Below are 25,047 nucleotides of genomic sequence, written 5' to 3'. Positions count from 1 at the left end.
CGCCCCACAGGCGGCACCCACGGCCGACGACGACAGCCGCACGGGCACTGCGGACGAGAACGACACCGAACGCGAAGCCGAAGCGGAGGCGGCCGAGGACGGCCCGGCGGACGCCCACGGCCAGGACGCCCCACAGGCGGCACCCACGGCCGACGACGACAGCCGCACGGGCACTGCGGACGAGAACGACACCGAACGCGAAGCCGAAGCGGAGGCGGCCGACGGCCCGCAGGGCCCCGCGGAGGTCGATCAGCCCACCACCGTCTTCAAGGCGCTCAAGCCCAAGCCGGCCCCCCAGGTCGACCAGCCGACCACCATGCTCAAGCTCGGGGCGGAGCCCAAGGCCACTCCCGAGCCCGACCCCGAGCGCACCAGCAAGTTCGTCGCGCTCAAGAACGACATGGCCCCGACCGCCGAGCCGGAGGCCAAGCCGGCCGCCCGGCCGGACGCCACCACCCCCGTCCCCCAGGTCGGCCCCGAGCGCACCACCCAGCAGCCTCTCCCGCCGAAGCCCCCGCTGGACCTCCTGGCGGAGCTGACGAACACGCCCCCGCCCCCGGAGACCCCGGTCCGCACGATCGTGCGGAGGGTCAAGATCTGGACTCCCCTGGTCCTGCTCCTGGCGATCATCTTCGCAGTCGTACAGACCCTCCGCCCGCTCCCCGACCCGACGCTCGCCCTCACCGCGAAGGACGCCTACACCTTCGACGGCAGCAAGCCGGACATCCCGTGGCCGGCCAGCGGCCAGGCCGCGCTGGACGTCCAGGGCATCGGCACGTTCGGCTCCTCCGGCGACCAGAAGCCCGTCCCGATAGCGAGCGTCGCCAAGGTGATGACCGCGTACATCGTCCTGCACGACCGGCCGCTCAGGAGCGGCGCCGACGGCCCCAAGATCAAGATCGACAAGCCCGCCGAGCAGCAGTCGAACGCGGGCCAGGAGTCCACGGTCAGCGTCACGGCCGGTGACAGCATCACCCAGCGCGAGGCCCTGGAGAGCATCCTCATCGCCTCCGCCAACAACATCGCCCGTCTGCTCGCCCGCTGGGACGCCGGCTCGGAGAAGGCGTTCGTGGCGAAGATGAACGCCACCGCCAAGAAGCTGGGCATGACGAACACGACGTACACCGACCCCTCGGGCCTGACGAACTCCACCGTCAGCACCGCCGTGGACCAGGTGAAGCTGGCGAAGGCCGCGATGGCCGAGCCCGCCTTCCGCGAGGTCGCGGCGATGATGTCGTACACCGACTACAAGGGCGTCAACCACTCCAACTGGAACCGCCTGGTCGGGCACGACAACGTCGTCGGCATCAAGACCGGTACCACCACCTCCGCCCTCGGCAACCTGGTCTTCGCGGCGAAGCAGGAGATCGGCGGCGAGACCCGGACCATCGTCGGCGCCGTGATCCGCCAGCCCGCCGACCCCGTCGAGCACTCCATCCTCACCGGGGCGGTGAACGCCGCGGACAAGCTGATCCGCACCGCGCAGGGCGCGCTGAAGCCGGCGACGATCCTGAAGAAGGGCACGGTCGTCGGGTACGTCGACGACGGGCTCGGCGGCCGTACCCCGGTCGTGGTCACGAAGGACGTCACGGCGGCCGGCTGGGCGGGCCTGAAGGTCGAGCTGTCCTTCACCGCCGGCAAGGTGCCGCACACCGCGAAGGCCGGCACCGAGGTCGGGTCGCTCACCGTGGGTGACGGCACGACCGGTGCGGTCAAGGTCCCGGTGGCCCTGCAGAAGGACCTGGCCGAGCCCGGTTTCGGCGCCAAGCTGACCCGCCTGGGCTGACGCCCGGGCCGATCGCGGCACCGTTCGACCGCCCGCGCACCCCGTCGAGGGAGCCCCCACCCAGGGGCCCCGCGGCGGGGTGCGTGCTAGCGTCACGAAACGGGGCAGGTCGCCGGTCACGGGACACGGCGGCGAACTGGACGGGAAACGGCCGCGAACTCCGTGGAACACGGCCGAGAACAGAAGACGGGACACGGGGAGTGCCTTCAGGTGGCCACAGCGGAGCCGACACGCGCCGACAACGCCGATCCGGGGCCGGTATCCGGCTCGCGAATACCCCTGCCCGAAGCTGACCCGGAGGGCCACGCCGACGGTACCGGCCGCACCGGCGCCACCGGTCGCGGCGACGACCCGGACAGCCGTACCCCGAGTGATCGTCCCGACCGCCCCGAGGGACGCGGGACGAGACTCGCGCGCCTCCTCACCGCCGCCGAACCCCTCCGGCAGCGGCTGCTGCGGCACCCCGTGCTGTCCGTCACGGCCCTCGCAGGTGTCCTGCACATCATCTGGTTCTTCACGTTCGCGAACAGTGGTGGAGATCTCGCGGCGCAGGACGCCTGGGCGGAGTTCGTCGGCCGGCACCCGGACTCGGCGTACAACCTCGCCTGGTACGGCGGCATGCACCCGGTGTCCTACAGCGCGGTGTCGCCGTATCTGATGGCCGTCCTCGGCGTCCGTACGACGATGATGATCGCCGGGACCGTGTCGGCGGGTCTGCTGACCATGATCCTGATCCGCAGCCGGGCGGTGCGGAACCCGCTGTGGGCGTCGCTCGCCGGGGTCGTCGCACTGCTGTGCAACGCGGTGTCGGGCCGGGTGACCTTCGGGCTCGGCACGATGTTCGCGCTCGGTGCCGTCGCGGCCGTGTTCTGCTGGCCGTACCGGTGGCGGCACAAACGCTGGGCGAAGGCGGCGGTGGCCGCCCCGCTGGCCGGCCTGTCCACCATGGCGTCGCCCGTCTCGGGGCTGTTCGTGGGCCTGGTCGCGGTCGCGCTGTTCCTGCAGAAGCGGCGGCCGGGTGCCTGGGCGCTGGGGCTCGCGCCGACGGTGGTGGTCGCCGCCTCGTACTTCCTGTTCCCGTTCTCCGGCACCCAGCCGATGACGATCGGCTCGGTGATCCTGCCGCTGCTGTACGGCCTGCTGTGTCTGTTCCTGGCGCCCCGGGAGTGGGTGACGGTCCGGCTGACGGCCGCCGTCTACAGCGCCGGCGTGGTCCTGGTGTGGCTGATCAGCTCGCAGATCGGGTCGAACATCTCCCGGCTGCCCATGCTGTTCGCGGGGGCGGCGCTGGTGGCCGCGCTGCCGTTCACGGTGCCGAAGTCGCGCAAGTGGTACGCGACCGTGCTGGCACTCCTCGGCTTCGCCGGGTGGGTCGGCTTCAAGTCGGTGGACGACATCATCCACACGACCCCGGCCGCGTCCTGGGCCCGTGAGCTCGCCCCGCTCGTCCACCAGCTGCAGAAGGCCGGCGCCGAGAGGGGCCGCGTCGAGGTCGTCCCGGCGCGCTCGCACCGGGAGGCGTCCGCGCTCGCGCCGTACGTCAACCTGGCGCGCGGCTGGAACCGGCAGGCGGACATGGAGCGCAACCCGCTCTTCTACGACGACACCCTCAACTCGGCGAACTACCACGAGTGGCTACAGCGCTGGGCCGTGCACTTCGTCGTCCTGCCGAAGGACAACCCGGACGGCGACGGCGGCGAGCGGGAGCGGGAGCTGCTGCGGCGCGGGATGCCGTATCTGAAGCAGGTCTGGGGCGACGCCAACTGGCAGCTGTTCCGGGTGACCGACCCGACGCCGCTCGCCGAGCCCCACGCGGTGGTGGACCACGCCGGGCAGGGCGAGATGACGCTGCAGGTGCGCAAGGCCGGGCGGATCCTGATCAGGATCCCCTACTCGCCGTGGCTGAGTGTCGTCGACCAGCACGGCAAGAGCCTGAAGGCTCCGCAGGTGGTCTCCTCCGGTCCGCCGAAGACGTACCGGAACGTCAACGGGTGCCTGATGGAGTCGCCGCAGGACGCGAACGGGGACAAGTGGACCGTGCTGCTCGCGCCGCACTCCGGGACGTACCGGCTGGCCGCGCCGTACCAGCTGCCGCGCGGTACGCCGTGCCCGGACGAGCTGAAGTGAGTTTTCCGGCCCGCCCGTCGGTCAGCCGCGCAGGTCCCCGACGTAGGTGTCCGTGCCGGGAATCGTCGGGATGAACGGCGCCACCAGCTCCACCCGCCCCAGCCCGGCGTCGGTCACCTGCTCCTCCAGGCCGGTGAAGCGCTCCTCCCAGCACTCCCGTGGGTCGGCCTCCAGGAACCACAGCAGGGTCGACCGGGTGTCCACGCCCTCGACCTGCTTCACGTAGGTCATGCGGTCGCCGGGCAGCGGGGTGGGCCGGAAGACGGTGACCATCGCGGCCGGGGAGCCGGACAGCCGCTTCGGCAGATGGCGGTCGCGCAGCCACCGGAGCAGCTCCGCCCGCTGCCCGGCCGACTCGCTGTCGATCACCTGCAGCACGAGCCCGGCGTACGGGTGGTCCAGGGCGTGGAAGTCGCGCGGGCCCGCCGCGCCGTCGCGGTACACCGTGATCTCGTGGTCCTGGAAGGCCGTGAAGACGTGGGTGCGGTCGTGGTGGACGCGGCCGTCGCGGTTGAGGCGCTTGTTGATGGCGACGGTCCACTTCATGTGGTCGTCGTAGCGGCCGGCGGTGATCCAGTAGGTGGAGAGGTAGCAGCCGGCGCTGACCGGCTGGGCGACGGCCGACTTCTCCGGGTACCGCAGGAGCTGCAGGTCCCGGGTCGCCACCCAGCGGCGGCCCGCGTACATCCAGGGCATCGCCATCGCGCCGGCGTAGTAGTGGTCGTCCTCGTACCAGCGGTTGTAGGCGTACTCGTGGCCGGGGTGCGGCTCGACCATGGTGATCAGGGCGTGGCCCGGGCGGACGCCGTACGGGCCGACGGCGGCCAGTTCGCCGTACGTCTCGCTGCGGGTGTCCTCGCTCATGCGGTTCCCCTTCCGTCCCCTTCCGTCCTCCTGCGGTCGCCCATACTCTGACGCTCCGTCAGATAAATCGCCAGAGCCCGGGAGGCTCCATGTCACTGCTCACCGGCAAGACCGTCGTCGTCTCGGGAGTCGGCGCCGGGCTGGGCCACCAGGTCGCCGCGGCGGTCGTACGGGACGGCGGGAACGCGGTGCTCGGGGCGCGCACGGAAGCGAACCTCGCCAAGAGCGCCGCCGAGATCGATCCGGAGGGCGCGCGGACGGCGTACCGGGCGACGGACATCACCGACGAGGGCCGGTGCGAGGCGCTGGCGGAGCTGGCGCGGGAGCGGTTCGGCGGCGTGGACGCGGTGGTCCATGTCGCCGCCTGGGACTCCTGCTTCGGCGGGCTTCAGGACGCGGACTTCGCGACCTGGCAGTCGGTCATCGACGTGAACCTGCTGGGCACCTTGCGGATGACCCGGGCCTGCCTGCCCGCGCTGAAGGCGGGCGGGGGCGGTTCCGTGGTCTTCATCGGGACGCAGTCGGCGGTCGCCGCGCCCTCGCAGGTGCGGCAGGCCGCGTACGCCGCGTCGAAGGGGGCGCTGACCAGCGCGATGTACTCGCTGGCGCGGGAGCTCGGGCCGCACCGCATACGGGTCAACACCGTACTGCCGGGCTGGATGTGGGGGCCGCCGGTGCAGGCGTACGTGACGTTCACCGCGCAGACGGAAGGGGTGCCGGAGGCGAAGGTGCTGGGCCGGCTGGCGGAGCGGATGGCGTTGCCGGAGCTGGCGACGGACGGGGACGTGGCGGACGCGGCCGTGTTCCTGTCCTCGGACCGAGCGCGGGCCATCACCGGGCAGTCGCTGCTGGTCAACGCGGGGGAACTGATGCGCTGAGCAACTCGCCCCGGCCGGCGGGGGCGTTCGGGGACGCACGCCGCCCGTTCATGTAAGTGAACAGGAGTCATCAAGTCGAACATTTTTACTTTTACTTGACCTTACGCTTGCTTGTCGTGTTCACGTGGCCGCACCCACGATCGAGCACATGAACAGTCTCGACTGGGCCGTACTCATCGGCTACTTCGGTGTGATGGTCGCGATCGGCGTCTGGTCGCACAAGCGCGTGGACAACGTTTCCGACTTCTTCACGGCCGGCGGCAAGATGCCCTGGTGGCTGTCCGGCATCTCGCACCACATGTCGGGCTACAGCGCGGTCATGTTCACCGGGTACGCGGGCATCGCCTACACCTACGGCGTCACCTCCTTCGTCACCTGGTCCTTCCCCATCGCGCTCGGCATCGCCATCGGGTCGAAGCTGTTCGCGCCCCGCATCAACCGGCTGCGCTCCCGGCTCCATGTGGCCTCCCCGCTGGAGTACCTGAAGAACCGTTACAACCTGTCCACCCAGCAGGCGCTCGCCTGGTCGGGCATGCTGCTGAAGATCGTGGACGTGGGCGCCAAGTGGGCAGCGATCGCCACCCTGTTGTCGGTGTTCACCGGGGTCACGCTGAACCAGGGCATCCTCATCACCGGCGCGATCACGGCCGTGTACTGCACGATCGGCGGCCTGTGGGCGGACGCGCTGACCGAACTGGGCCAGTTCGTCATCCAGTTGCTCGCCGGGATCTCGATGTTCGTCGCCGTCGTCCTGAAGCTGGACGACAAGCACATCGGCTTCTTCGACGCCTGGAACCAGCCCGCCCTGCACGGCCACGGCAAGCCGCTGGTCGGCCCCTACGGCACGGTCTTCCTGCTCGCCTTCCTCTTCATCAAGCTCTTCGAGTACAACGGCGGCATGCTCAACCAGGCCCAGCGCTACATGGCGACGGGCAGCGCGCACGAGGCCGAGCGCGGAGCCCGGCTGTCGGCGATCCTGTGGCTGGTGTGGCCGGTCGTCCTCTTCTTCCCCATGTGGATGTCCCCGCTCCTGGTCCACGCCCAGAAGCCGGACGGCTCCGACTCCTACGGCCTGATGACCGAACAGCTGCTGCCGCACGGCCTGTTGGGCCTGGTGGTCGTCGGTTTCTTCTCCCACACGATGGCCATGTGCTCCTCCGACGCGAACGCGATCGCGGCGGTGTTCACGCGGGACGTGGCGCCGGTGCTGTCCGCTCGCGCACGGGCGTGGGGACAGCGGTCGGGGCTGGTCGCCGCCCGTGTCACGACGGTCGTCTTCCTGGCCCTGTCCATGGCGGTGGCCACCCAGGTCAACTCCCCCACGTTCAAGGACATCATCACGGTCGTCATCAAGTGGGTGGCCGGCCTGATGGGCCCGATCGCGATCCCGATGATGCTGGGTCTGCTCCGTCCGTTCCGCCGCTCCGGTCCCACGGCGGCGCTGACCAGCTGGGCGGCGGGCCTGCTGGCCTTCTGGCTGGTGAACTACCCCATCAACTGGCACGTGTCCGGCGGGGTGCCGCTCCAGTACCAGGTGTCCGTGCCGCTGGCGGTGTCGCTGGTGCTGTACATCGTCATCGGGTACGTGAAGCCTGAGGACACGCCCGAACGGCTTGCCGTCATCGAGAAGGTCAACACCGACGGGGACGCGGTGGCGGTCGTGCCGGTCCCGGCGGGTGCGGGGGACGACGTGGTGGGGGCGCCGTAGGGGTGCCCGCCGGGTGCCGGGCCGGCGTGGCCGGTCGCGCCCCCGCGGCAAAGCCGCATGTCACCACGGTCCCGCGCCCCTTCGGGGCGCTCCCGCTCAGGCCCGCGGATACCTCGCCAGCCACCCCGGCGACGACCCGGCCGGACCGTGCAGAGCCGGTCCCTGGGTCATCTCCATCGCAAAGTCGTCCGCGATTTCCAGCACCGTGGGACGGCCCTCCAGTTCGGCCAGCCAGGCCGGCGGGAGGGCCGTTTCGCCGTGGAGGGCACCGAGGAGACCGCCGGTCAGGGCGCCCGCCGCCGCCGAGGGGCCGCTCTGGTTCACCGCGAGGCACAGTCCGTGCCGGACGTCCTCGCCCACCAGCGCGCAGTACACCGAAGCCGCCAGCAACCCGTCCGCCGTACCGTCGCCGGCCAGTTCCTCCACGCGCGTCGGGCTCGGGATCCCCTGCCGTACCGCCCCGAGCGCGTGCTGCAGGGCGTCCGCGACGGGCTGGTGGCCGGGCCGGGCGGCGAGCATCGCGAGGGCCCGCTGCACGGCGCCGTCCAGGCTCTCGCCCCGGGCCAGCGCGTGCACGATCACGGCGTACGCGCCCGCCGACAGGTAGGCGATGGGATGCCCGTGGCTCTGCGCCGCGCATTCCACCGCGAGTTGGGCGACGAGCTGCGGCTCCCAGCCGACCAGCAGCCCGAAGGGCGCGGAGCGGGCCACCGCCTCCGGGCCCAGCTCGCCGGGGTTCTTCGGCGACTCCAGCGTGCCCATGGTCTCGTCGCCGAACCCGACGAGCAGCGCCCGGGTCGGATCCCGGCGGGCGTACAGCCACTCCTCGCGCGCCAGCCAGCCGTCGTCCTTGCGGCGCTCGTCGGGCCCCCAGTCCCGCTGGGTGGCCGCCCACCGCAGATAGGCCCGGTGCAGATCGGTCGGCGGATGCCAGGCGCCGGTGTCCCGGCGCACCTGGGCGCGTATCAGTCCGTCCACCGTGAAGAGGGTGAGCTGGGTGTGGTGGGTGACCGTGCCGCGCCGGCCGTGCCCGAAGGCCAGGTCGAGCAGCCCCTCGGGGCCGTACGTGACCCGGATCTCCTCCAGGGACAGCGGATCGGCGGGCCCGCCGAGCGCGTCGCCCACGGCTGCCCCGAGCAGGGTGCCGCGCACCCTGCTGCGGTAGTCCTGCTGCTCGGCTCGGCCCCATACGGCGCCGGATGTCGCACTCACCCAGACCTCCCCACGGCACCGTCCGTACGACGCTCAGCACTGTAATCGACGGCGAACGGTCCGTTCACGGGGGCAAACCGCCCCCGAGGGGTCATTCCCGTCCAGCTACGAGCGCATCGACCCCGTCGAGAATCCGGTCGAGCCCGAACTCCAGCGGATCGATGCCGTCCGGTGCGAAGGCCCCCTCGGCGACGGCCTTGGTGAGGGCCGGGAAGCGGTCGGCGTGCCGGGCGAGGAGTTCGCCGGCGAGCCGGTCCCACTCCGCGTCCCGCTCCTGCTCCGCGTCGCGCCGCTGCTGGGTGACGTTGCGGACGAGCCCGATCAGCAGCAGGAAGATCCGGTGGCGCTGGGCGGCGCCGAGACCGGCGGGCTCCAGGGCGGCGAGGGCCGCGTCCAGCCAGTGCAGCTGGCAGGGACCCATGATCTGGCGGCGCATCGCGAGCGCGGTGAGCATCCAGGGGTGGGCCGCGTAGACCCGCGCGCACTGCCGGGTCCACTCCCTCACGGCCGCCCGCCAGTCCCCCTCCGGAACCGCCGACAGATCCGGGCCCTCGCCCAGCACCGCCTCCACCATCAGCTCGACGAGTTCGGTCTTGCCGGGGACGTACCGGTACAGGGCCATCGCCGAGACCCCGAAGGCGGCCGCCACCCTGCTCATGGAGACGGCGTCCAGACCCTCCGCGTCGGCGAGTTCGGCGGCGGCCGCGGCGATGCGCTGCGGGGTCAGCCTCGGCTTGGGCCCGCGGGTGGGCTTCTCCTGCTCGCCCCACAGCAGCGCGAGGGTCGCCCGCGGGTCGCGCGGCCCGTCCTGCTGCTCCTTGCCGCGTCCGGTCACGAGTCCCCTTCCGCCGACGTGTGCGCGGAAGCCTGTTGACCCCGCCCGCCAACTGTATATACCGTAAACACCAGAAAACAGCTGACGGCATAAACTGTTTAGGGGGAACACCATGCTGCTGACCTACCGCGCGCTCAAGCGCCGCGCCCTCGCCAAGAAGCTCGTGATCAGCACCCCGAACGGCGTCGACGAGTCCTCGTACGTCCCCATCGGCGGCATCGACCAGTGGATCTCGATCCGCGGCGACGACCGGACCAACCCCGTGATCCTGGAGATCCACGGCGGCCCCGGCTCCTCCAACCTGATCTTCACCCCGCGCACCCGCGCCTGGGAGCGGCACTTCACGATCGTCCGCTGGGACATGCGGGGCGCCGGCCGGACCTTCGCGGCGGGCGGTCCGGAGGGCCAGGGCGAGCTGACCCTCGACCGCCTCCACGAGGACGCCCTGGAGGTGACGGACCACATCCGCACCCGCCTGAACGTGGACAAGGTGCTGCTCCTGGCCAACAGCTTCGGCACCGTCACCGGCCTCCGCCTGGCCCGCAGCCACCCCGAGCTGTACTCGGCGTACGTCGGCACCGACCAGAACATCATCGGAGGCGGCCGGGACACGGCCGCCTACGAGGCGCTGCTGGCCCGGCTGGAGAAGACGGGCAGGAGGAAGCAGCTGGCGAAGACGGCCGCCCTCGGCCCGGACCGGTCGGCCTGGTCGCCCCACGAGTGGGCGCAGTACGCGAAGACGGTGGTCACGACCGACCCGCTGACCTACGACACCATGAAGACGGTCGTGATCCGCTCCCTGTGGTTCTCACCCCTCCACACCCTCCGCGACCTGCGCACCTACCTCAAGAGCCAGACCTTCTCCGAGCCGCTGGGCCCCCAGGCCATGACGGTCGACGAGTACGCCGAGGGCACCGCCTTCCGCCTCCCCTTCTTCCTCTTCCAGGGCGACAGCGACGTCCTCACCCCGCCGGAACCGGCCCGCCGCTTCTACGAGTCGGTCACCGCCCCGGTGAAGGACTTCGCCCTCATCCAGGGAGCGAGCCACTTCGCGTCCTACCGCCACCCGGACCGGTTCCTGGACCTGATGCTGGCCAAGGTGCGGCCCGTCGTGGTCGGGGAGTCGGTCAGTTGACGGAGGAGGGGTGGTGGCGCGGGGGTGGAGGGACCGGGGCCGACAGCCGGGCGGCATGGGTCTCGTCCGCCTCGGCCAGGTCGTCCGCACCGAGCCTGCGGTGCACCTCCGCCCGCCGTTCCAGCGCCCACACGTACACCGGGTTGAGCCGCAGGGCGTGTCCGAGGTCGGCGAGGGCCTGCTGGAGACGGCCGAGGTTGGCCTGCGAGGCCCCGCGGCTCGCGTACGCCGACGCGTAGTCGGGGTCCAGGGCGAGCGCCCGGTCGTAGTCGAGGAGGGCCTCCTCGTCCCGGCCGGCCGCCCGGAGCGCGTCACCGCGTTCGCAGCGGCCCCAGGCCCAGTCCGGCTGCAGGGCGAGGGCCCGTTCCAGGTCGGCGAGCTGCCGGTTCCGGTCCCGGCGGGCGCGCCACAGCCGGGCCCGCCGGGCGAGCGCCCACGCGTAGTCGGGATTGAGCTCGAGCGCCCGGTTCAGATCGGCCTGCGCCTCGTCCAGTTCCCCGCGGGCGAGGCGGGCGGCGCCCCGGGAGGCCCAGGCGAAGGACTGGCCGGGGTCGAGCCGGATCCCGCGGTCGAGGTCGGCCAGCGCCTCCTCGTACCGGCCCAGGATCCGCAGGTGCTCGCCGCGCAGGAACAGGTTGTACGGGTTGTCCGGCTCCAGCTCCAGCACCCGGCGCAGGTCCTCCAGGGCCGCCCGGTAGTCGCCGAGCGCGCTGCGCGCCAGGACCTTGCCCCGCAGGGCCCGCACCAGGGAGGCGTCGAGTGCGAGGGCACGGTCGTACTCGTCCAGGGCACCCTGCTGGTCGCCGGCCCGTGCCAGGGCGTCACCCCGCACCGCGCACGCCGTCGCCCGCCACGGCTCCTCGCTCCGCGCCCGGTCCAGCAGCACGGCCGCCACCCCGGCGACCGCGTCCGCCGCGAAGGCCTCCGCCAGCGCGCTGCCCCAGCTCTCCAGGTTCCGCGCGCCCGCGTCCTCGCCCGCCTCGACCAGCAGCCGCACCCAGCGCCACAGGACCTCGTCCCCGTGGTCGCAGGCGGTGACGAGGTCCGCCAGGACGGTGGGCAGGGCGCTCCGGGGATCGGCGCACAGGAAGTGGTAGGACGCGGCCAGGCGCAGCTCCCGCCAGTCCTCCTCCTTCCAGGACTCCCCCGGCTCCAGCGCCGCCTCGGTCTCCCCGAGCCACCGCGTGAAGGTCCGCGCGAGCCGCCGGTGCCGCTCGGCCCAGCCCCTCGGGGACTGCCGGCGCTGCAGGCGCAGCATCGGCGCCCGGACGAGATCGTGGTACCGCATCCGGTCCCCGCGCCCGCTGACGAACGGCATGCCCTGCAACCACGCGTACAGCGCGTCGAACTCCTCCTCCGGGCACTCGACCACGGCCCGGAACACGTCCGCGTCCAGGGTGCGAGGCAGCGCGCAGGCCAGCGCGGTGGCCCGGCGCACGGGATCCTGCTCCCACTTCAGGAACCGCTCCACGGCCGTGCCGCTGGGATCGCCCACGTCCCGCGGGTCGGCGGGGCGGGTCTCGGCCAGCGTCGAGACGAGCACCGGCAGGCCCCCGGTCAGCCGCAGCACCTCGGCGACGACCGGCTCGTCCCGGACGCCCCTGTCCGCGAGGAGTCCGCGCGCCTCCGCCTCCGTGAACGGACCGAGCGGCACGTCCGCCACGAAGTCCGCGAATCCGGCCCAGCGGGCCGGGGCGAGCGGGAGCTGTCCGGCGGTCACCAGGACGACGTTGGCCGGCAGGGTGCCGTACCGGTCCGTCGTCATGATCTCGTGCAGCCAGCCGTCCAAAAACCGGCCCGTGCGCTCGTAGGTGTCGAAGAACAGGACGACCCACGGTGCGGCGGAGGCGGTGGCGGCGAGTTCGTCCAGCAGGGCCGGCGTCAGCGCCCGCTCCGGCGACAGCACCAGGTGCACGTCCTCCTGGTTGCGCAGCCGTGCGCTGAGGCCCGCGCGCAAGCGGTCGGCGCCCTGGGCGAGTCGGTCCGCGTCCAGGGCTCCCGCGAACGGGCCGACCACCGGCACCATGCCGAGTCCGACGAGCCCGGCCCGCGCCGCGGCCAGCGAGGCCGCCGACGGACGCGGTGCCGCCTCCGGGTCGAGGGCGAGGGCGGCCTCGGCCTCGTGCCGCCGCTCCCGGTAGGCGGCCAGCAGCCGCTCCAGCTCCTTGCATCTGTGGCCCTGCTGACCGAGCTGGCGGGCGATCGCCGCCATCGCCTCCGGCACGCTCCCGGCGCCCTCGTCCACATACGCGGTCAGCGCCCCGCGTTCCCGCGCGACCTGCTCCAACTCCCTGATCAGGAAGGTCTTTCCGACGCCGGCGTTGCCGCGGACGTGGAAGAGGAAGCGGTGGCGTTCGTCCTCGGGCGGCACGTCCAAGTTGGCCCGGAACGCCGCCCGTTCGTCGCCGCGGCCGACGAAACCCGCCCGCCTTCGGCGTCCGATCAGCTCCTGCATCGACGGCCGTGCCTGCGCCATCCGTGTGCCCCTCCCGCAGCCCGTGTTCTCATTCTGGCGCAATGCCCACGCGATAACCGGGCCCTGGGCAGGGGAGAATTCAGCCATGACCACCACCCCCACGCGTCACACCGGCCTCGGCCTCGCCGCCGGTGTGCTCACCGGCATACTCGCCCTCTACATCGCCCTGGTCTCCCTCGGGAACATCACCGACTTCGGGACGAACCAGCAGTTCGTACGGCATGTGCTGGCGATGGACACGACCTTCAAGGACGACAACCTGATGTGGCGGGCCGTCACCAGTACCGCGCTGCAGGACACCGCCTACGTCCTGATCATCGTGTGGGAGACGGTGGCCGCCCTGGTGCTGATCTGGGGCACGTACCTGTGGGCGCGGCGCAAGGACGACGACCTCGCCCGGCGGGTTTCCACCTACGGGCTGCTGATGCTGTTGCTGCTGTTCGGGGCCGGGTTCATCGCGATCGGCGGTGAGTGGTTCTCGATGTGGCAGTCCAAGACCTGGAACGGGCTGGACGCCGCCACCCGGATCTTCACGCTCAGCGGGGTCGCCCTGATCGTCAACCAGCTGCCCGCCCGCAGGGAGACGGCTATCTGACGACCGTCACGGTCGTCCCCTTGACGCCGAAGGACCACAGCGCGGCTCCGTCCTCCTTGTGGAGGCGGATGCCGCCCAGTTTCCGGCCGTTCACGGGCGGCGGCGAGGAGCCGTCGAGGGCGTTGGAGAAGGCTATGGACACACCCGACACCCTGGCGAAGTACATGATGTGCTCGATCTCGACGCCGTCCGACCCCTTGAGGGGGGACTGGCCGCGATCGGTGATCGAGTAGCGGCCGGGCTCCGGACTCACGGTGCCCGGCCACACCGTGAACGAACGGGTCGCCTTCCCGGTCGCGTCCACCATCCACACCCGCTTCCCGCCGACCGAGTAGACGATCCGGCGGCCCTGACCCGACGCGGCCGGCAGGGCCGCCGGGGCCGAGGGCTTCGGGGCCGTGGACGCGTGGGCGCCCGCGGAGGCCGAGGCGCCGGGGCTCGCCACGGCGGCCGTGGGGTGCGGCCCGTGGTCCGCCTGTACGGCGAGGGCGACGACGGCGGCGGTCGCCCCCGCCGTCAGGCCGGTGACCCAGGCCCACGAGGGCAGTCGGGCAGCCACGGGTACGCATCTCCTCCGCTACGGGGCCCCGTCTCAGGTACGGGGTCGGATCATCGTACTCAGTCCAGGACCGGCAGCAGTTCCGGCAGGTGCCCGTCGGACGCCTCGGCCGCCCGCTGCCGCTCCGCGGAGACCTCGCCGTAGAGCGTGGTGCGGGGCTTCGCCGGGCGCCCGGCCGCCTCGGCCACGGCCACCAGGTCGCGGACCGACTTGTACGAGCCGTAGGAGGAGCCGGCCATCCTGGAGATCGTCTCCTCCATCAGGGTTCCGCCCAGGTCGTTCGCTCCCGAGCGGAGCATCTCCGCCGCACCCTCCGTGCCCAGTTTGACCCAGCTTGTCTGGATGTTGGGGATCCAGGGGTGGAGGAGGAGGCGGGCCATGGCCGTCACCGCCCGGTTGTCCCGCGTGGTGGGGCCGGGACGCGCGATACCCGCCAGGTAGACCGGCGCGTTCGTGTGGATGAACGGCAGCGTCACGAACTCCGTGAAGCCGCCCGTCTCGCGCTGGATCCCGGCCAGTGTGCGCAGGTGGCCCAGCCAGTGACGGGGCTGGTCGACATGGCCGTACATCATCGTCGAAGACGAGCGGATGCCCAGCTCGTGGGCCGTCGTGATGACCTCGATCCAGGTGGCCGCCGGCAGCTTGCCCTTGGTCAGCACCCAGCGGACCTCGTCGTCCAGGATCTCCGCCGCCGTCCCCGGGATGGTGTCCAGGCCCGCCTCCTTGGCGGCCGTCAGCCACTCCCGGACGGACATGCCGGTGCGTGTCGCGCCGTTCACCACCTCCATCGGGGAGAAGGCGTGCACGTGCATGCCGGGGACGCGGGACTTCACCGCCTCGGCGATGTCGAAGTACGCCGTGCCGGGCAGGTCGGGGTGGATGCCGCCCTGCATGCACACCTCGACCGCGCCCACGTCCCAGGCCTGCTGCGCCCGGTCGGCGACCTGCTCCAGGGAGAGGGTGTACGCGTCGGCGTCCGTGCGCCGCTGGGCGAAGGCGCAGAAGCGGCAGCCGGTGTAGCAGACGTTCGTGAAGTTGATGTTGCGGGTGACGATGTACGTCACGTCGTCACCGACCGCCGCCCTGCGCACGTCGTCGGCCACCCGGCACAGCGCGTCCAGCGCCGGCCCGTCCGCGTGCAGCAGGGCCAGGGCCTCGGCGTCGGTCAGCCTCGTCGGGTCGTCGGCCGCGGTCGCCAGCGCCTGCCGTACGTCCGTGTCGATGCGCTCCGGCGCCATACCGGGCGCGGCGGCCTCACGCAGCGCCTCCCAGTCGCCGTACACCTCGTCGAAGTCGTCGCGCCGGTCGGCGCCGCGGCCCTCGGTGTCGATCGTGCGGTGCAGGTCGGTGCGGCCGGTCGGGACGAAGGCCTCCTCCGGTTCCTGCCACGGGCGGCCCTCGACGATGGCGTCCGGGAGGGCCAGGCCCGTCTCCGGGTCGGCCAGCGCGGCGACGTGCGGGCGCAGCCGCGGGTCCAGCCAGGGCTCGCCGCGGCGCACGAACTCCGGGTAGACACAGAGGCGTTCGCGCAGGTCGAAGCCCGCCGCCCGGGAGCGTTCGCTGAGCTCCTCGATCTGCGGCCAGGGGCGCTCGGGATTGACGTGGTCGATGGTCAGGGGCGACACCCCGCCCCAGTCGTCGATGCCGGCGCCGATCAGCCGCTCGTACTCGGAGTCGACCAGGTTCGGCGGGGCCTGCAGGCAGGCGGAGGGGCCCATGATGTGCCGGGCCACGGCCACCGTGGCGACCAGGTCGTCCAGTTCGGCGTCCGGCATGCCGCGCATCGCCGTGTCCGGCTTGGCGCGGAAGTTCTGGATGATCAGTTCCTGGATGCCGTGGTAGGCCCGGGAGATCTTGCGGAGCGCGAAGAGCGACTCGGCCCGCTCCTGGTACGACTCGCCGATGCCGATGAGCAGGCCCGAGGTGAAGGGGACCGAGGAGCGGCCCGCGTCCTCCAGGACCCGCAGGCGTACGGCCGGTTCCTTGTCCGGGGAGCCGTGGTGCGGGCCGCCGGGCTCGGACCACAGCCGGGTCGCGGTCGTCTCCAGCATCATGCCCATGGACGGCGCGACCGGCTTGAGCCGCTGGAAGTCCGTCCAGGACAGCACGCCCGGGTTGAGGTGGGGCAGCAGGCCCGTCTCCTCCAGGATGCGCACGGAGACGGCGCGGACGTAGGCGATGGTGTCGTCGTAGCCGTGCGCGTCCAGCCACTCGCGCGCTTCCGGCCAGCGGTCCTCCGGCTTGTCGCCGAGGGTGATGAGGGCTTCCTTGCAGCCGAGGGCGGCGCCCTTGCGGGCGATGTCCAGCACCTCGTCCGGGGACATGAACATTCCGTGCCCGGCCCGGCGCAGCTTGCCCGGCACGGTCACGAACGTGCAGTAGTGGCACTTGTCCCGGCACAGCCGGGTGAGGGGGATGAAGACGCTCTTCGAGTACGTGATGACCCCGGGCCGGCCCGCCTGTTCCAGTCCCGCGTCGCGCACCCGGGCGGCGGACGCGGCCAGATCGGTCAGGGCCTCACCGCGGGCCTGGAGCAGCACCGCCGCCTCGGCGACGTCGAGGGCGACGCCGTCCCGGGCGCGTTTGAGGGCGCGACGCATGGAGTTCTCGGTCGGGCCGGTTCCGGGGGTCGCGGAAGTCGTCATCCTTCAACCATACGTTTGAGTTCCGGCGGTCCCGCGAGGCCGGGGCCTTCGGATCGCGGGTGGCTGCGAGTCCGTTCGGGCTGGTCGCGCCCACGGGGCGGAGGCGCGTGCCGGCGCCGTCCCGCGTCCCTCAAGTGCGCTGCGCCGCCCCCGCCTACAGGTACTCGGCGTATGCGTCCAGCACTCCCAGCACCTCCGTCTCCCCCGCCGGGGGCAGCTGCAGGACGACCTCCTCGATGCCCAGCTCGGCGTAGTGGGCGAGCTTGCCGGGTGTGGGAAGGACCGCGTACGGGACGACCTGGAGTGCGGCCGGGTCGCGGCCCGCGTCCGTCCAGGCCGAGCGCAGCACCGGGAGGGACTCGGTGAGCCCCCGGCCGCCGATCGGCAGCCAGCCGTCGGCGTACTCGGCGATGTGCGCGAACAGCTTCGGCCCCGCGGCACCGCCGACCAGGGTGCGCGGGCCGACGACCCGGCCGCGCGGTTCTCGCACCGGCTTGGGGTGGGCGTGGCTGGCCCGCACGCTCCCGAACGCGCCGTCGTAGGCGGTCGGTTCCTCGGACCACAGGGCCTGCATCAGCCGCACCCGGTCCCGGACCAGGTCCCGGCGGTCGCGCCACTTCACCCCGTGGTCGGCGGCCTCCTCGACGTTCCAGCCGTAGCCGAGGCCGAGGGTGAAGCGGCCGCCGGAGAGGTGGTCCAGGGTGGCGATCTGCTTGGCCAGGGCGATGGGGTCGTGCTGGGCGGGGAGGGTGATGCCGGTGCCGAGCGTCAGCCGCTCGGTCACGGCAGCGGCCTGGCCCAGGGCGACGAAGGGGTCGAGGGTGCGGCCGTACTCCCGGGGGAGGTCACCGCCGGCGGGGTACGGCGTCGCCCGTTCCACCGGGATGTGGGTGTGTTCGGGAAGGTAGAGGCCGGCGTAGCCGCGCTGCTCGAGCTCGCGGGCGAGTCGCACCGGCGTGACGGTCTCGTCGGTGAGGAAGATGGTGACGGCGATACGCATGGCCCATCTGTACCGGGCCGGACCTCCCTTGTCCATACCGACTGGTCGGCATTGTCCCGCGACCCCCCGTGGACGTCGGTCGCACGACGCCTGGTCGTACACCAATCGCCCGCTCTTTCACGGGAGTTCACACCCGGACGGGACAGTGACCACCATGGCTGAAGACACGCACGATCAGGCTCACGGCATCGGCAGACGCGCGCTGTTCGTGACGGGCGCCGCCGCTGCCCTTACGTTGGGAAGCGTGAGCTTCGCAGCGGCGGACGGGCAGGGCCTTCAGACGCGGACGGTACGCGGAACCCTGCCGCCCGGCTCCCCCGACTTCGTGTACGTACCGGTCGAAGTCCCCACCGGCGTACGGGAGATCAAGGTCTCCTACACCTACGACAAGCCCTCGGTCCCGGCCGGCACCCAGGGCAACGCACTGGACATCGGTCTCTTCGACGAACGCGGCACCGAGCTGGGCGGACGGGGATTCCGCGGCTGGTCGGGCGGGGCGCGCACGGAGTTCTTCGTCCGCGCCGACGACGCGACTCCCGGATACATCCCCGGCCCGGTGCGGCAGGGCACCTGGTACGTCGCGCTGGGCCCCTACACGGTGGCGCCCCAGGGGCTGACGTACGAGCTGACCATCACGCTGGCCTACGGCGAGGCGGGCGAGACCCCGCGGCCGGTGTACCCGCCCTCCCGGGCCAAGGGGCGGGGCCGGGCCTGGTACCGGGGCGACTGCCATCTGCACTCCTGGTACTCCGACGGCCGCCGGACCCCGGCCGAGATCGCGGCCCTCGCGCGGGCGGCGGGCCTGGACTTCATCAACTCCTCGGACCACAACACCCACTCCGCCCACCCCCACTGGGCGGACCAGGCGGGCGACGACCTGCTGATCATGCTCGGCGAGGAGATCACGACCCGGAACGGGCACGTGGTGGCGCTCGGCACCGAGCCCGGCACCTTCGTGGACTGGCGCTACCGGGCGCGGGACAACCGCTGGGGCCGCTTCGCGCGCGACATCCGCCGCGCCGGCGGCCTGGTCGTGCCCGCCCACCCGCACGCCACCTGTGTCGGCTGCGGCTGGAAGTTCGGCTTCGCCGAGGCGGACGCCGTGGAGGTGTGGAACGGCCCCTACACGCCGGACGACGAGGTGACGCTGGCCGAGTGGGACAACCAGCTCGTCGCCTCGGTGCGGCAGGGGCGGCCCTGGCTCCCGGCGATGGGCAACAGCGACGCCCACCGCGACCCGGACGCCGTCGGCATGTCCCAGACGGTCGTCCTCGCCGACGACCTGACCCGGGAGGCGATCCAGGAGGGCATCCGAGCGGGACGCTCCTACGTGGCCGAGTCCAAGAACGTGACCCTCGCCTTCACGGTGACGGGCGGGCGCGGGCAGCAGGCGGGCATCGGCGAGCGGCTGGCCGTGGCCGCCGACGCCCCGGTGACCGTCCGGCTGGAGGTCTCGGGTGCCCCGCGCTGCTCGGTGCGGTTCGTCACCGACCAGGGCGTGCTGTTCACCAGCGATCCGCTGCCGGTGTCGGGCACGGGCACGGTCGAATGGCGCACGACGCCCGCCTACGCGGCGTACGTACGCGCCGAGTTGCGGCACGAGACGGCGGCCGGGCCGGTGCCGGGCGCACTGGCCGCCTTCACCAACCCGGTCTTCCTCGGCGCTACCTGAGCTGCCCGGCCGCCCACTCGGCCCACTCCCGCCGCATCGCGTTGAAGCGCAGGCCGTACTCCAGCGCGATGCGGCCGTAGACCGAGAGGTTGCCGTCGTCCCAGTCGATGGAGCCGGCGAGCCGCCGCAGCCTCTCGTGTCCCTCCTCGGACATCTCGGCCAGGACGGCCAGGTAGTCGCGCGCCTGCTCGGGCCGGAGCACGCCGAGGAAGAACACCCGCAGCAGGACGTCGCTGCGCATGACGGGCTGGGGCGCCACCTCGGTGAGCCAGTGGCGCAGCTCCGCCATGCCCTCGTCGGTGATCTCGTACTCCTTGCGGCCGCGCGGGCCCTCGGCGGCCACCGCGATCAGCCCGGAGCCGGCCAGCTTGGTCAGCTCGGTGTAGATCTGGCTCTGCGTCGCCGGCCAGACGTTGGCCAGCGAGGTCTCGAACGTCTTCAGCAGGTCGTAGCCGCTCGCGCGACGGTCCGAGAGCAGACCGAGCAGTGCGTGTCTGAGGCTCATGACCCCCACCCTACCTTCCACTGTTGACATGTCGAGTGGCGACCTTCTAGTTTCGACATGTCGAAACAGGAACCATGACTCGACCGGGGGACTCCCATGTCGTACCTGCGCACGTTCTTGCCGTGGATCGTCTTCGCCGTCGTCCCCTCCGGGGACTGGCAGTGGGGCGCCCTGGCCGCCCTGGTGGTGGCCGCGGCGATCATCGCCCAGCAGAGGCGGGCCGGAGCCGGCTTCGACGCCCTCGTCATCGAGGCCGGCTCGGCGGTCTTCTTCGCGGTCCTCGCGGGCATCGCCTTCGCCGACCCGCACTCGGGCGTCCACGCCTACTCCGCGGCCCTCTCCTCCGGCACCCTCGCCGTCATCGCCGGGCTCTCGCTCGCCGTCGGCCGACCCTTCACCCTGGGCATCGCCAAGCGCACCACGCCCCGCGAGTTCTGGGACCTGAAGCCCTTCGTCCGGGTCAACGTCGTCATCACGTCCGTGTGGACCGCCGCCTTCGTCATGACCGCCGTCGTCCTCGCCGTGCTGGCCCACGCCGGGAACGCCCACTCCACGCCCGCGACCGCCGTCCAGATCGCCGGCTTCGTCGTCCCGATGGTCTTCACCGTCCGCTACGTCGCCCACGTCCAGGCGAAGGCCCGGGCCGCCGGGCAGGTGGCCCGGTGAACACCGCTCCGAGGCACCTCTCCGGCAACTACGCCCCGGTCACCGAGGAACGCACCGCGCACGACCTGCCGGTGACCGGCACGATCCCGCCCGAACTGAACGGCTGGTACCTGCGCAACGGCCCGAACCCGGCCGACGCCGCCTCCGGGCACTGGTTCTTCGGCGACGGCATGGTCCACGGTGTCCGCCTGGAGGGCGGACGGGCCGTCTCCTACCGCAACCGGTGGGTCCGCACCACGCAGCTCACCGACGGGGCGCGGCCGTACGACGCCCAGGGCCGCCGCGACCTCACCGCGGGACCGGCCAACACCCACGTCGTCCGGCACGCCGGCCGCACCCTCGCCCTGGTCGAGACCGCCCTGCCCTACGAGCTCACCTGCGACCTGGACACCAAGGGCCCGTACGACTTCGGCGGCCGCCTCACCACCGCGATGACGGCCCACCCCAAGACCTGCCCCGCCACCGGCGAACTGCACTTCTTCGGCTACGGCATGCTGGAGCCCACCCGCCTCACCTACCACCGGGCCGACGCCACCGGCGAGCTGGTGCTCAGCAGGCCCATCGAGGTGCCCGGCCCGACCATGCTGCACGACTTCGCGCTCACCGCCGGGCACGTCGTCTTCATGGATCTGCCGGTGGTCTTCGACGTCGAACTCGCCCTGACCGGCGGCACGATGCCGTACGGCTGGGACGACGGGTACGGCGCCCGGCTCGGCGTGCTGCGCCGCGACGACCCTTACGGCGAGGTCCGCTGGTTCGCCGTCGATCCCTGCTACGTCTTCCACGTCCTCAACGCCCACGACGCGCCGGACGGCACCATCGTGCTGCACGTGATGCGCTATCCGGAGCTGTGGCGGCGCGACGCGGACGGCAGCACGCGGGAACAGCGGGCGGTGCTGTGGAAGTGGACGGTCGACCCGGCCACCGGCGCGGTCCACGAGGAGCAGTGCGACGACCGGGCGGGCGAGTTCCCGCGCGTCGACGACAGGCTGACCGGTCTCGCCGCCGGACACGGGCACGTGACGAGCGGCACCTCACTGGTCCGCTACGACCTGGCCTCCGGCGCCGCCACCGCACACGACTTCGGCCCCGGCCGCACCCCCGGCGAGGCCGCCTTCGCCCCCGCCGACGACACCCCCGGCGGCCGCGGCTGGCTCGTCACCTACGTGTACGACGCCGCCGCCGACCGCAGCGACCTGGTCGTCCTGGACGCCGACGACCTCGCCGCACCGCCGGTCGCCACGATCCACCTGCCCACGCGGGTGCCGTTCGGCTTCCACGGCAACTGGCTGGCGGACCGCGCCGGCCAGGCCCTGCCGACGGGAGTGCGTGCACGGCGTCGCGGGACAGGCGGGAGTGCGACGACAGGGCCTGGGCGGACGCGGCACACACACGGCGGAGCGTGACCCATGCGGACGGTCAGCTCCGTGCGGCCCTCGTCAGCTGCCGCACTTCGATGACCGTCGCGACGGCACGCAGCCAGCGGGCGGCGGTGTCGTCGGCGGCGACACCGGCCGCGAGCTCGGTGGCGGCAGCCAGCCAGTCGCGTACGACGGCCGTCGCCTCCGGGCGCGGCAGCGGCTCGGCGAGCCCGGCCGCGTAGGCGAGGCCACCGGCCCGGACGGTGTCGGCGAGGAAGGCCACCGAGCGCGGCTGGGTGCCGAGGCGGTCGAGCAGCACGGCCGCGCCCGCGACACCGTCGCCGAACAGGGCGGTGCGCCGGGGGCCGGGCGGTGCTGTGAGGCCGTAGCGGAGCAGGACGGAGATGTCGAGCCGGGCCAGCTCGTCGTCGGTGCGGTCCGGGGGCTGCGGGGCGGGGTTCGGTACGGGGTTCATGTTCCGGTGTCGGTGGTGTCGGCCGGCTCAGCGGACGGTGACGGTGTAGGTGACGCGCTTCGGCGCGGACTGCCGGTACGGTGCGGTCGACGCCGGGGCCGGGCTGCCGCCGCCGTCCTCGTCGCAGGTGGTGGCGAACGTGCAGTGGGTCAGCACGATCCGGGTGCTGCCCTTGCCGGTGGCCTCGAAGGTGAAGGTGAGGCTGCTGCCGGCGCCGGCCGGGTGCGTGCCGCCGGAGTCCGGGGTGCTGTGCCGCCCGCGCTCTCGGACCACCTCGGCGTCGGGCCGGGGGTCGGACAGGTACCAGTGCTCGCGGGTGGAGGCGTTCTCGTGGACGGTGAGCGTGAAGCGGTCCCCGACCTTCGCGGTGACGCGGGGTTCGTCGGTGGGGTGCGCGACGGGGGCGGGCTCGTCGGTGCCCGACCCGCAGCCGGCGACGAGCACGAGCAGCGCGCCCGCCGCGACGGCGCCGCCCGCCGCCCCGCCCCGAGGGCTCCGCCTACTTCGCCGTCGGGAGGTACACGCTGTACGCGTCGTTGAGTCCACTGTCCGCTGCCTTGCCCATGTGTCCGTTGATGAAGTCGTTCTCACTGACCCAGGTCGTCGTGCCCCAGGGGTTGTAGATCTGCAGCTTGTCGCCCTCCTGGCCGATGACGGTCATCGCGTGGGCGCCGTCCTTGCCCTGGACGTCGACGGGGACCGGCCGGCCGTCCGCGACCGCCTTCTCGACATCGGTCAGGACCGCCTTGCGGTCGGCGGCGCTGTCCAGGTCGTGGCGCTGGTAGTCGTCGCCGGTGGCGGCACCGATGGTGGTGTCGTCGACGTGCTCCTGCCCGTCGGGGCCCATGCCCTCCCAGTGGTCACCACCGTGCCCCTCCGTGTGCAGCCGGTGCTGCTCGGCCACCAGACGCCGCTTGAAGGCCTCGGGGTCGTCCTCCTGTCCGCTGCGGCCGCCCGTGAGGTCGAGGGCGTAGAGGGGGTCGACCATGGCGCGGGCGGTGACGGTGGACGAGGCCACGCAGGTGCCCTCCGAGCCGTCGCCGCCCTGGATCCACCGCTGCCCGTCGAAGGTGACGTAGTCCTTGTTGTTGTTGGAGCCGTCGGAGGCCAGGCCCTCGTCGTCCATGCTGTCCACCTCGGTGACGATGGGCGTGAGGTGCCTGCGCAGCCACTCCGGGTCGTGGCCCCGGATCTTGCCCTGGAACTGCTCGATCTCCGCCACGCTGTGCCCGGCGGCCAGGGCCTTCATCAGATAGGCCCGCTCCTGCGGGCTGCCGGACCCGGCCAGCATCTGGTCCATGGCGGCCCGGTCGGCGGCGCTCAGCCGGTCCATGCGCCGGCCGGCGCGCTCCAGGTCGTGCGCGGTGAGGATCTCGTTCAGCACGGGGTCGCCGTCGACGGCGCTGGTCTCGGCCAGCACCAGCTTGTCGACGGCGGTCAGGTTGCCCGTGCCCAGCCTGCGCATGCGTGCCTCGGAGACCCACCTGTTCAGGTCCCTGGCGACCTCGTGGGCGGCGTCGTCGGCGGCGATCGCGGCCTTGTGCATGTCCTCGGCGCCCAGGGAGGCGAGGGAACGGGCGTTCAGCCGGACGGCCTTGTCGGCGTCGGACTCGATGAGCTCGTCGAACCAGCCGTCCTTGCCGCCGAGCGTCCGGAGCGCCTCGTGCAGCGTCTCCCGCCCGTCGCTGTCCTGGCTCTGGGCGTCCTTGAGGGCGTCGGCGAACGTGAGCAGCGCCATTCCGCCGCCGTAGCAGGCCCGGCCCAGCGTCCCGGCGGCCCGCCCGGCGGCGGCCACCGCGTCCGAGGCGAGGACACTCGTGTTCCCGGCCCAGACGTCCGGCAGGCCCTTCTTGGCCACCCTGTCGATGCGCTGGTAGAGGTCGTGGATGTCCTGTTTCTGGTACAGCTTGCCCAGGGACTCCAGCGTCGCCGTGTCGCCGGCCGGGGCGGAGACGGCGAGCGCGTCGTTGATGGCGTCGATCAGGTCGTTCTTGCTGTCGGCGGAGGCAATGGTCTTGCACAGCTCGCCCAGCCGCCTGCTGCGGTCGCCCGTGGACTCCGTCATGGGCCGCCCCTCAGTAACCGGCCAGCGCCGACGGGCGGCCGGCGTGGGCGGGCATGGTGCTGGTGAGGTGGCTCTCCCCGACGGCCACGCCGTGGGCGCTCGTGCCGACGAGGCTGTCGCTGCCGTGGTACGCCCCCTTCGACAGCCGTACCTTGTCCGCCAGTTCGTGCAGCGCCGATTCCAGGGCCCTGGCCTCCGCCTCCCAGGCGGCGGCGTACGCGTTGAACGCCGCGGCGGCGTCGGGGCCGCCGAGGGCGTCGTCCATGTAGCACATGCCGGGCTGGATCGCCTCGCGGATCTTGCCCGCGTCGTCGCCCGCGGCGTCCAGTTCCTTCGCCTGTCCGGACATCCCGGACTTGACCGTGTAGCCGTCCGAAGACGCGCCCATCAGGCTCCCCCGTTGAAATGATCACGACCGCGGGGGAGGCTAACACGCGACAGCCGTTGGACGGTCCAGGGATCACACGCCCTGCACCAAGACGG

At 72.3% G+C, this 25,047-nt stretch carries 21 protein-coding genes; 9 read left to right on the top strand and 12 right to left on the bottom strand.

Annotated elements, in window-relative coordinates:
• On the top strand, window positions 1-1,786 hold a 1,786-nt coding region (locus tag AB0L59_RS22055), incomplete at its 5' end, for a D-alanyl-D-alanine carboxypeptidase (RefSeq protein ID WP_365586191.1).
• A gap of 210 nt (window positions 1,787-1,996) precedes the next feature.
• Entirely contained in the window at window positions 1,997-3,913 is a 1,917-nt protein-coding gene (locus tag AB0L59_RS22050; RefSeq protein ID WP_365586189.1) for an MFS transporter, read from the top strand.
• A 21-nt stretch (window positions 3,914-3,934) separates the two neighbouring features.
• Here the strand turns inward: AB0L59_RS22050 and AB0L59_RS22045 are convergent, their stop codons facing one another.
• Window positions 3,935-4,777: a hypothetical protein gene (locus AB0L59_RS22045; RefSeq protein ID WP_365586186.1), complete on the bottom strand. Its 843-nt coding sequence runs from the start codon at window positions 4,775-4,777 to the stop codon at window positions 3,935-3,937.
• A gap of 89 nt (window positions 4,778-4,866) precedes the next feature.
• On the opposite strand from AB0L59_RS22045, the gene AB0L59_RS22040 reads away from it, so the two are divergent.
• Window positions 4,867-5,655, top strand: coding sequence for an SDR family oxidoreductase (locus tag AB0L59_RS22040; RefSeq protein ID WP_365586184.1), 789 nt, complete (start codon window positions 4,867-4,869; stop codon window positions 5,653-5,655).
• Between the two features lie 148 nt (window positions 5,656-5,803).
• Window positions 5,804-7,363 carry a sodium:solute symporter family protein gene (locus AB0L59_RS22035; RefSeq protein WP_365586182.1) on the top strand — a complete coding sequence of 520 codons (1,560 nt, stop codon included), beginning with the start codon at window positions 5,804-5,806 and terminating at the stop codon, window positions 7,361-7,363.
• A gap of 96 nt (window positions 7,364-7,459) precedes the next feature.
• Here the strand turns inward: AB0L59_RS22035 and AB0L59_RS22030 are convergent, their stop codons facing one another.
• Window positions 7,460-8,575, bottom strand: a complete 1,116-nt coding sequence (locus AB0L59_RS22030; protein WP_365586180.1) for an ADP-ribosylglycohydrolase family protein — start codon at window positions 8,573-8,575, stop codon at window positions 7,460-7,462.
• A 91-nt stretch (window positions 8,576-8,666) separates the two neighbouring features.
• Window positions 8,667-9,410, bottom strand: coding sequence for a TetR/AcrR family transcriptional regulator (locus AB0L59_RS22025; RefSeq protein ID WP_365586178.1), 744 nt, complete (start codon window positions 9,408-9,410; stop codon window positions 8,667-8,669).
• A gap of 112 nt (window positions 9,411-9,522) precedes the next feature.
• Here AB0L59_RS22025 and AB0L59_RS22020 point away from each other — a divergent pair, with 112 nt between their 5' ends.
• Window positions 9,523-10,545: an alpha/beta hydrolase gene (locus AB0L59_RS22020; RefSeq protein WP_365586176.1), complete on the top strand. Its 1,023-nt coding sequence runs from the start codon at window positions 9,523-9,525 to the stop codon at window positions 10,543-10,545.
• Here the strand turns inward: AB0L59_RS22020 and AB0L59_RS22015 are convergent.
• Window positions 10,538-13,021: a tetratricopeptide repeat protein gene (locus AB0L59_RS22015; protein ID WP_365586174.1), complete on the bottom strand. Its 2,484-nt coding sequence runs from the start codon at window positions 13,019-13,021 to the stop codon at window positions 10,538-10,540. The two genes, AB0L59_RS22020 and AB0L59_RS22015, sit on opposite strands and share 8 nt — an antisense overlap.
• Before the next feature lie 85 nt (window positions 13,022-13,106).
• Here AB0L59_RS22015 and AB0L59_RS22010 point away from each other — a divergent pair, with 85 nt between their 5' ends.
• Window positions 13,107-13,616 (top strand): DUF2165 domain-containing protein, encoded by a 510-nt coding sequence (locus AB0L59_RS22010; protein WP_365586171.1) that lies wholly within the window; start codon window positions 13,107-13,109, stop codon window positions 13,614-13,616.
• Here the strand turns inward: AB0L59_RS22010 and AB0L59_RS22005 are convergent.
• The 3 genes from AB0L59_RS22005 to AB0L59_RS21995 all read right to left on the bottom strand — a co-directional run bounded on the left by AB0L59_RS22005 (window position 13,609) and on the right by AB0L59_RS21995 (window position 17,820).
• Window positions 13,609-14,175, bottom strand: a complete 567-nt coding sequence (locus tag AB0L59_RS22005) for a hypothetical protein (RefSeq protein WP_365586169.1) — start codon at window positions 14,173-14,175, stop codon at window positions 13,609-13,611. The two genes, AB0L59_RS22010 and AB0L59_RS22005, sit on opposite strands and share 8 nt — an antisense overlap.
• A gap of 59 nt (window positions 14,176-14,234) precedes the next feature.
• Window positions 14,235-16,820: a bifunctional FO biosynthesis protein CofGH gene (locus tag AB0L59_RS22000; protein WP_365586167.1), complete on the bottom strand. Its 2,586-nt coding sequence runs from the start codon at window positions 16,818-16,820 to the stop codon at window positions 14,235-14,237.
• A 154-nt stretch (window positions 16,821-16,974) separates the two neighbouring features.
• Entirely contained in the window at window positions 16,975-17,820 is an 846-nt protein-coding gene (locus tag AB0L59_RS21995) for a TIGR03619 family F420-dependent LLM class oxidoreductase (protein WP_365586165.1), read from the bottom strand.
• Between the two features lie 154 nt (window positions 17,821-17,974).
• Between AB0L59_RS21995 and AB0L59_RS21990 the strand changes: the two genes are divergently transcribed.
• Window positions 17,975-19,492, top strand: coding sequence for a CehA/McbA family metallohydrolase (locus AB0L59_RS21990; RefSeq protein ID WP_365586162.1), 1,518 nt, complete (start codon window positions 17,975-17,977; stop codon window positions 19,490-19,492).
• Here AB0L59_RS21990 and AB0L59_RS21985 read toward each other — a convergent pair.
• Window positions 19,485-19,997: a PadR family transcriptional regulator gene (locus tag AB0L59_RS21985; protein ID WP_365586160.1), complete on the bottom strand. Its 513-nt coding sequence runs from the start codon at window positions 19,995-19,997 to the stop codon at window positions 19,485-19,487. The genes AB0L59_RS21990 and AB0L59_RS21985 overlap by 8 nt on opposite strands.
• 96 nt (window positions 19,998-20,093) lie before the next feature.
• Between AB0L59_RS21985 and AB0L59_RS21980 the strand changes: the two genes are divergently transcribed.
• Window positions 20,094-20,663: a hypothetical protein gene (locus AB0L59_RS21980; protein ID WP_365586158.1), complete on the top strand. Its 570-nt coding sequence runs from the start codon at window positions 20,094-20,096 to the stop codon at window positions 20,661-20,663.
• Entirely contained in the window at window positions 20,660-22,069 is a 1,410-nt protein-coding gene (locus tag AB0L59_RS21975) for a carotenoid oxygenase family protein (protein WP_365586156.1), read from the top strand. Before AB0L59_RS21980 ends, AB0L59_RS21975 begins: the two co-directional genes overlap by 4 nt.
• A 13-nt stretch (window positions 22,070-22,082) precedes the next feature.
• Here AB0L59_RS21975 and AB0L59_RS21970 read toward each other — a convergent pair whose 3' ends face one another.
• The 4 genes from AB0L59_RS21970 to AB0L59_RS21955 are packed head-to-tail and all read right to left on the bottom strand — an operon-like array spanning window position 22,083 to window position 24,952.
• Window positions 22,083-22,499, bottom strand: coding sequence for a hypothetical protein (locus AB0L59_RS21970; protein ID WP_365586154.1), 417 nt, complete (start codon window positions 22,497-22,499; stop codon window positions 22,083-22,085).
• A gap of 27 nt (window positions 22,500-22,526) precedes the next feature.
• Window positions 22,527-22,943 carry a protease inhibitor I42 family protein gene (locus AB0L59_RS21965; protein ID WP_365586151.1) on the bottom strand — a complete coding sequence of 139 codons (417 nt, stop codon included), beginning with the start codon at window positions 22,941-22,943 and terminating at the stop codon, window positions 22,527-22,529.
• A gap of 55 nt (window positions 22,944-22,998) precedes the next feature.
• Window positions 22,999-24,564: a peptidoglycan-binding protein gene (locus AB0L59_RS21960; protein WP_365586148.1), complete on the bottom strand. Its 1,566-nt coding sequence runs from the start codon at window positions 24,562-24,564 to the stop codon at window positions 22,999-23,001.
• A 10-nt stretch (window positions 24,565-24,574) separates the two neighbouring features.
• Complete coding sequence (locus AB0L59_RS21955) at window positions 24,575-24,952, bottom strand: hypothetical protein (RefSeq protein ID WP_365586146.1); 378 nt, start codon at window positions 24,950-24,952, stop codon at window positions 24,575-24,577.
• Between the last annotated feature and the right edge of the window lie 95 nt (window positions 24,953-25,047).

This window comes from Streptomyces sp. NPDC052109, from assembly GCF_040680195.1.
GTDB lineage: Bacteria > Actinomycetota > Actinomycetes > Streptomycetales > Streptomycetaceae > Streptomyces.
This window is presented reverse-complemented; position numbering and strand designations above follow the sequence as displayed.